This is a genomic window from Aeromonas finlandensis (assembly GCF_000764645.1).
Taxonomy (GTDB): Bacteria; Pseudomonadota; Gammaproteobacteria; order Enterobacterales; family Aeromonadaceae; genus Aeromonas; species Aeromonas finlandensis.
Genome location: NZ_JRGK01000311.1, coordinates 1 through 7,051, shown reverse-complemented (window position 1 = coordinate 7,051; position 7,051 = coordinate 1). Strand labels below are relative to the sequence as shown.

Below are 7,051 nucleotides of genomic sequence, written 5' to 3'. Positions count from 1 at the left end.
GTGTCGCGCTCACTATCGTCGCGGGAATTTTTTCTTCAGTAGAAGGTGTGAGAAATGGGAGAGCAATCGTTTGTCATTCGGGTGTGGGGGCAGGTACAGGGGGTGGGATTTCGCTATTTCACCCGTGAGCGGGCGCTGCAACTGGGTTTGCGCGGTCACGCCTACAACTTGGAGGATGGCTCGGTGGAGATCCTGATCAGCGGCCCCGCGCAGGGAGTGCAGATCATGCTGGGCTGGCTGGAGCATGGCCCGCGCACCGCCAGAGTAACCCGGATGGAGTATGACGAGGCGCAGCCACCCAGCGGTCAGGGCTTTCACACCAACTGATATGCCGGGGACGAGATGGACGCTGACAAGGAATGTCTGTTGCTGGCTCAGGCAAAAGGCTGGGTCGCCCATTATCAGGAGGCAGCGCTGGCGGTGCGCGAAGAGGCCAGCGAACCGGCCGTGCATGGTTACCGCATCGCGGCTCGCCGTCTACTGGCGTTGCTTGCCCTGTGGCGGCCACTGGTCTATCACCCCGAGCTGGAGCGGCGTCTACTGCGCGCGGTCGGGCGGCTCTCGGCCCTGCGGGATGCACAAGTCTATGCCGAGCGCTTTGGCAAGCCGCTTACCAGCTCGGTTGATACCCATAAACCTGTCTGCCGGGTACCCCAGTTGTCGCGGCGACTGACCCGCTGGCTTGCGACGGTGGAACAAGTGCCGAATGGGTGGGCATTGGCGTCGCTCTATCAGCGACATCTGGCCCTGCGCCTTGATGAGGCGCTGAGCGCGCTCGATGAACACACACTCTCCGTTGGGAAATCTGCCCGCTCCCGTCAGCAACAGTTGCGCCGCTGGCATCGGCTGCGCCTTGAGATCAAGCAGGCCCGTTACGGTGTGGAGCTGCTCTTGGCGCTGGGGGCTGGGGAGCCTGGCTGGTTGAGCACCTTGACTCACTGGCAGGAGCGACTCGGCCAGTTGCAGGATTGGCGTCAATGGCGGCGGGCGTTACGAGCAGAGCAGGGACGCACCTACAAGCAGACGAAACTGCGGCAGCAGTTGAAGGGGAAGATCACCACCCGTTTGCGTCAACTGGAGTGTCAGCAGGCGGAGCTGGTGGCGCTCAAACTGGCGATGCTGGCAGGCACACAACATGGATGACATGCCAAGTCGGGTGGTCAGTTATTCAGGACAAAACGTAACGCCCACCAAGCTGAGTGGTGGATAACCCCGAGGTAGCAATGTGTGGCAGCCATCCGCGATGGCCATCCATAAAAACTATCCAGGGCAAAGAGGCGAGACAAAAAAAGAGAGGCCGTTTGGCCTCTCTTCTCTATCTGGCTGTGGTCGCAGTCAGCGATACGCTTACTTGACGCGCATCCCCGGCTGGGCGCCATCCTGCGGCTCCAGGATCCAGAGATCCTTGCCGCCCGGGCCTGCGGCCAGCACCATGCCTTCGGACATGCCAAAGCGCATTTTGCGCGGCGCCAGGTTGGCCACCATCACGGTCAGCTTGCCTTCCAGATCTTCCGGGTTGTAGGCGGACTTGATGCCGGCAAACACCTGACGAGTCTCGCCACCGATATCCAGTTGCAGCTTGAGCAGCTTCTCGGCTTCCGGTACTGCTTCGGCCTTCTTGATCAGCGCGACGCGCAGGTCAATCTTGGCAAAATCCTCATAGGCGATTGTCTCGCTGATGGGATCGTCTGCCAGCGGGCCGGTCACTTTCGGTGCCTGCTCTTTGGCCAGATCTTCCTTGGAGGCTTCTACCATGGCTTCTACCTTGGCAGGTTCGATGCGGGAGAAGAGCGCCTTGAACGGGGTCAGCTGATGGTTGGTTAGCGGCAGGGCCACACCATCCCAGGAGAGGGTTTCGCCCAGGAAGGCTTCGGCACGTTCGGCCAGCAGCGGCATCACCGGCTTGAGGTAGGCCATCAGCACGCGGAACAGGTTGATACCGACGGAGCAGACTTCCTGCAGCTGGGCGTCAGCCCCTTCCTGCTTGGCGATAACCCAGGGGGCCTTGTCATCCACATAGCGGTTGGCCTTGTCGGCCAGTGCCATGATTTCGCGGATCGCGCGGCTGAATTCGCGCGCCTCATAGGCCTCGGCGATGGTGGTGCGGGCGTTGGCGAATTCGGCGTAGAGCTCGGGCTCAGCGCAGGTGGCCGCCAGCTTGCCGTCGAAACGCTTGGCGATAAAGCCGGCGTTGCGGGAGGCGAGGTTGACCAGTTTGTTGACCACGTCGGCGTTAACGCGAGCGACGAAGTCATCGAGGTTCAGGTCCAGATCATCGATGCGGCTGTTGAGCTTGGCAGCGTAGTAGTAACGCAGGCACTCCGGATCCAGGTGGTTCAGATAGGTAGATGCCTTGATGAAGGTACCCTTGGATTTGGACATCTTGGCACCGTTGACGGTCACATAGCCGTGCACGTTGACCTTGGTCGGCTTGCGGAAGTTGGCACCTTCCAGCATGGATGGCCAGAACAGGCAGTGGAAGTAGGCGATGTCCTTGCCGATGAAGTGGTAGAGCTCGGCGCTGGAGTCTTTGTTCCAGTAGCTGTCAAAATCGATGTCGCCGCGCTTGTTGCACAGGTTCTTGAAGGAGGCCATGTAGCCGATGGGGGCATCGAGCCAGACGTAGAAGAACTTGCCCGGTGCGCCCGGGATCTCGAAACCGAAGTAGGGGGCGTCGCGGGTGATGTCCCACTGCTGCAGGCCGCTCTCGAACCACTCCTGCATCTTGTTGGCCATCTCTTCCTGAATGGCGCCGGAGCCACGTACCCACTCTGAGAGCCATTTTTCAAATTGCGGCAGGTCGAAGAAGAAGTGCTCGGAGTCCTTCATCACCGGAGTCGCGCCGGAGACGGCAGACTTCGGATCAATCAGCTCGGTCGGACTGTAGGTGGCGCCGCAGCTGTCGCAGTTGTCACCGTACTGCTCCGGGGATTTGCACTTGGGGCAGGTGCCTTTGACGAAACGATCCGGTAGGAACATCGATTTTTCCGGATCGAACAGCTGGGAGATGGTACGGCTCTTGATAAAGCCACCGTCTTTCAGACGGCCGTAGATCAGCTCCGCCAGCTCGCGGTTTTCGTCGCTGTGGGTGGAGTGATAGTTGTCAAAGCTGATGTTGAAACCGGCGAAATCGGTCTGGTGCTCTTTGGAGACGGCGGCAATCATCTCTTCCGGGGTGATCCCCATCTGTTGCGCTTTGAGCATGATCGGGGTGCCGTGGGCATCATCGGCACAGATGAAGTGCACCTGATGACCGCGCATTCGCTGATAACGAACCCAGATATCGGCCTGGATGTGTTCCAGCATGTGGCCAAGATGGATGGAGCCATTGGCATAGGGGAGGGCGCAGGTTACCAGCATTTTACGAGGATCAGTTGCCATATTACGTTCTTGATGTGCTTGTTGGGATGATAGAGTGCCGTGCATGTTACCCGAATTGGGGGTAGCCTGCCTAGGGTTGTGACTGTGCCAACCTTGGCAGAACCTGCTGTTACGATGGCAGGCAAGCCACTGATTTGTGTGCGGTAACCGTTCACCTCAAGATAAAGACAAGATAATGAGGAGTTAATGGTGATTGATTCAGTAAAACAGATCCTCGCCGAATTTAAGCCAGCAGGCTGGCACAAGGATCTGGTCGATGCCGGATTCGTCCGTGAGGTCATCAGTCAGGGTCAGGGGCTTACCATCCGGCTGGTATTGCCGTTTGCCGGTCTCTCGCTGCTCGAGCAGCTTAAAGAGAATTACGATGCCAGGTTGCGTAGCGCCACCGGTGCCGCCCGTATCGACTGGCAGCTTTCGATCGATGTCGCCAGCATGCCGCGGGCACAGGGGCTCAATGCCGTACAGGGCATTCGCAACATCATCGTGGTCGCCTCCGGCAAGGGGGGGGTGGGCAAATCCACCACCGCGGTCAATCTGGCGCTGGCGCTGCAGAAAGAGGGGGCGCGGGTCGCCATTCTCGACGCCGATATCTATGGCCCCTCCATTCCCACCATGATGGGGACGCTCAAGGAGCGCCCGGTCAGCCATGACGGCAAGCTGATGGAGCCGGTGATGGCCTGTGGCCTCAAGAGCAACAGCATCGGCTATCTGGTCTCCGAGCAGGATGCCACCATCTGGCGCGGCCCGATGGCGAGCAAGGCACTGGCGCAGATCTTGGGGGAAACCCGCTGGGGCGAGGTGGATTATCTGGTGGTGGATATGCCGCCTGGCACCGGTGATATCCAGCTCACCATGGCCCAGCAGGTGCCCACCTCGGCGGCAGTGATCGTCACTACCCCGCAAGATGTGGCGCTGGCCGATGCCCGCAAGGGGATCGCCATGTTCAACAAGGTCAATGTACCGGTACTCGGCATCATCGAGAACATGAGTTACCACGTCTGCAGTGCCTGTGGTCACCATGAGCCGCTGTTCGGCACCGGTGGCGGCCAGAAGATGGCGGAGCAGTACCAAGTGGCGCTGCTTGGCCAGTTGCCGCTGCACATTGATATCCGCCAGCACATGGATGATGGCTGCCCGACGGTGTTCGGTGCACCGGAAGGGAGCCTGGCTCAGGCCTATTTGAAACTGGCGCGCAGGGTGGGGGCTGAACTCTTTTTCAGCGCAAAACCGATTGCGACCCCCCTCTATGCCATGGCGCTGGATGAATAATCGGCTATCGGTCACTTGAAAGGGAATTGAGGGTGGGCATGACCCACCCTTTTTTATATAATGGATCGGTTTAAACCATCCCCACTGCTCTTCTCTTTTAGGTATTCGTCATGTCTGATACTCAACATTCGTGTGTGATCATCGGTATTGCGGGCGCATCTGCGTCTGGCAAAAGTCTTATAGCCCAGACCATTTATGAAGAGCTGGTGGCCGAACTGGGCGCAGGTCAGATTGGTGTGATCACCGAAGATTGCTACTACCGTGATCAGACCCACATGACCATGGAAGAGCGGGTCAAGACCAACTATGACCACCCCAACGCGCTGGATCACGACCTGCTGGTACAGCACCTGAGCCAGCTGGTCAAAGGTGATGCGGTCGCCATTCCCCAGTACTCCTACACCGAACATACCCGACTGAGTCAAGTTACCCCGTTTGCACCGCGCCGGGTAATCATTCTGGAAGGGATCCTGCTGCTGACCGACAGCCGTCTGCGGGATCTGATGGATGCTTCCATCTTTATGGATACCCCGCTCGACATCTGCCTGTTGCGCCGTCTGGTGCGTGACGTGCAAGAGCGTGGCCGTACCATGGACTCCGTGCTCAAGCAGTATCAGAAGACGGTGCGTCCGATGTTCCTGCAGTTTATCGAGCCGTCCAAACAGTATGCCGATGTGATCGTGCCCCGTGGTGGCAAGAACCGCATTGCCATCGACATGCTCAAGGCGCGTATTCGTCACATGTTGATTGGTTAAGATGAAACAAGCCGGGTGATGCCCGGCTTTTTTAAAAGCACAATTTGTCAGGAGAGTCGCCCAATGCGTCTGTGTGATACCGATATCGAACGCCATCTGGATGAAGGCAAGATCGTCATTGAGCCACGGCCCGGTGTAGAGCGGATCAGTGGTGTCAGTGTCGATGTGCTGCTGGGTAACGAGTTTCGGGTGTTTCGCGATCATACCGCTCCTTATATCGATCTGAGCGGACCGACCAGCGAGATGGCCGATGCCATCGATCGGGTGATGAGTGACGAGATCCACATCCCCGATGGCGAAGCCTTCTACCTTCACCCGGGCCAGTTGGCCCTGGCGGTGACCTATGAATCCGTTACTCTGCCTGCCGATATCGTCGGCTGGCTGGATGGCCGCTCTTCATTGGCGCGCCTGGGTTTGATGGTGCACGTCACTGCGCACCGGATCGATCCGGGTTGGTCCGGTCGCATCGTGCTGGAGTTCTACAACGGCGGCAAACTGCCGTTGGCGCTGCGTCCCAAGATGAAGATCGGAGCACTCAACTTCGAGATGCTATCCGGCGCCGCAGCCCGTCCTTACAACAAGCGGGAAAATGCCAAGTACAAGAGCCAGCAGGGCGCTGTCGCCAGCCGTATCAACCAAGATTAAGGTTGCAGGTTATCTGCCATCGTTGTGAAGAGGTGCACCCATGTGCGCCTCTTTTTTATGGATAGTTGTCAGGGTGAGTAAGGGGGCCCATTGACGGGATTGTGCAAAGTTGCGCCATCTGGTCAGATGAGATGCGTAGGCTACTGGTTTTTTTGCCCCTTTTCTGGCGCTTTCAAAGGTGAAAAGAAGGCATAAATAGGTGTTTGTTGGCTGAAATATCAACAGACTTCCCCTTTTTTAGCAATCGTTGTCGGCTTTAATTAATCCTTGGCAAGCCGCATGGCGACTGGCCTTAAGATATTTTTAGGCAAAAAGCTCTTTTTTTTTATGGCTGAAATATTTCAAGGATGGCTATGGTGTTGGCCGCCATCTGGCATAATCCGCCGCAACTCATAAACAGGCTTGTTTTTATGTTTGAAATGTTTAGTGGTTTGGGTTTGTGGTGGTCAATCGGTTTGGTATTGGCCGTTTTTTTTGTGCTCGCCTATGAATTTATCAATGGCTTTCACGATACCGCCAACGCGGTAGCAACGGTTATCTATACCAAGGCGATGCCAGCTCACCTGGCGGTCGTCGCATCGGGGATCTTCAACTTTTTTGGCGTCATGTTTGGCGGCCTGGGTGTGGCGTATGCCATTGTCCATCTGCTGCCGATTGACCTGCTGCTTGGGATGGACTCCACCCAAGGGTTGATCATGGTGTTCTCCCTGCTGTTTTCCGCCATCGTGTGGAATCTGGGCACCTGGTTCTTCGGGATCCCGGCTTCCAGTTCACATACCTTGATCGGTTCCATCCTGGGGGTAGGCGGTGCCTATGCCTGGATCTCCCATAAACCGGTGACAGAAGGGATCAACGTGGGCAAAGCGATCGATATCATGCTTTCCCTGATCATCTCTCCCACCATCGGCTTTATCATCGCGGCGCTGCTGCTGTTGGCGATGAAGCGCATCTGGACCAGTAACAAGATCCACAAAACGCCGGAAGAGCGTCAGCTGGTTGAT

Annotated in this window: 7 protein-coding genes; 6 read left to right on the top strand and 1 reads right to left on the bottom strand. The window is 57.5% G+C overall.

The genetic code is table 11. The annotated features are described in order from the left end of the window. The first annotated feature begins 54 nt into the window (after positions 1-54). Both LD28_RS0119525 and LD28_RS0119520 read left to right on the top strand, forming a co-directional pair. Complete coding sequence (locus LD28_RS0119525; protein ID WP_033138572.1) at positions 55-327, top strand: acylphosphatase; 273 nt, start codon at positions 55-57, stop codon at positions 325-327. 15 nt (positions 328-342) lie between these two features. Next, positions 343-1,143, top strand: coding sequence for a CHAD domain-containing protein (locus LD28_RS0119520; RefSeq protein ID WP_033138571.1), 801 nt, complete (start codon positions 343-345; stop codon positions 1,141-1,143). Positions 1,144-1,347: 204 nt separating this feature from the next. Here LD28_RS0119520 and metG read toward each other — a convergent pair whose 3' ends face one another. Further along, a complete protein-coding gene (gene metG / locus LD28_RS0119515) occupies positions 1,348-3,381 on the bottom strand; it encodes a methionine--tRNA ligase (RefSeq protein WP_033138570.1) in 2,034 nt (677 codons plus the stop codon). A gap of 186 nt (positions 3,382-3,567) precedes the next feature. Here metG and apbC point away from each other — a divergent pair, with 186 nt between their 5' ends. From apbC to LD28_RS0119495, 4 genes are all read left to right on the top strand, one after another. Then, positions 3,568-4,650, top strand: coding sequence for an iron-sulfur cluster carrier protein ApbC (apbC, locus tag LD28_RS0119510; protein WP_033138569.1), 1,083 nt, complete (start codon positions 3,568-3,570; stop codon positions 4,648-4,650). 110 nt (positions 4,651-4,760) lie between these two features. Beyond that, the gene (udk, locus tag LD28_RS0119505; RefSeq protein ID WP_033138568.1) at positions 4,761-5,405 is read left to right on the top strand and encodes a uridine kinase; all 645 of its coding nucleotides are present in this window, start codon (positions 4,761-4,763) and stop codon (positions 5,403-5,405) included. 63 nt (positions 5,406-5,468) lie between these two features. Further along, on the top strand, positions 5,469-6,050 hold the full coding sequence (gene dcd, locus LD28_RS0119500) for a dCTP deaminase (protein WP_033138567.1): 582 nt from the start codon (positions 5,469-5,471) through the stop codon (positions 6,048-6,050). 410 nt (positions 6,051-6,460) lie between these two features. Further along, positions 6,461-7,051, top strand: a 591-nt coding sequence (locus LD28_RS0119495; RefSeq protein WP_033138573.1) for an inorganic phosphate transporter, incomplete at its 3' end; no start/stop codon positions are given.

Bases quoted from the DNA above. Each gene is read 5' to 3' on its own strand.
- LD28_RS0119525 (WP_033138572.1), top strand. From the start codon at position 55: ATGGGAGAGCAATCGTTTGTCATTCGGGTGTGGGGGCAGGTACAGGGG.
- LD28_RS0119520 (WP_033138571.1), top strand. From the start codon at position 343: ATGGACGCTGACAAGGAATGTCTGTTGCTGGCTCAGGCAAAAGGCTGG.
- metG (WP_033138570.1), bottom strand. From the start codon at position 3,381: ATGGCAACTGATCCTCGTAAAATGCTGGTAACCTGCGCCCTCCCCTAT.
- apbC (WP_033138569.1), top strand. From the start codon at position 3,568: ATGGTGATTGATTCAGTAAAACAGATCCTCGCCGAATTTAAGCCAGCA.
- udk (WP_033138568.1), top strand. From the start codon at position 4,761: ATGTCTGATACTCAACATTCGTGTGTGATCATCGGTATTGCGGGCGCA.
- dcd (WP_033138567.1), top strand. From the start codon at position 5,469: ATGCGTCTGTGTGATACCGATATCGAACGCCATCTGGATGAAGGCAAG.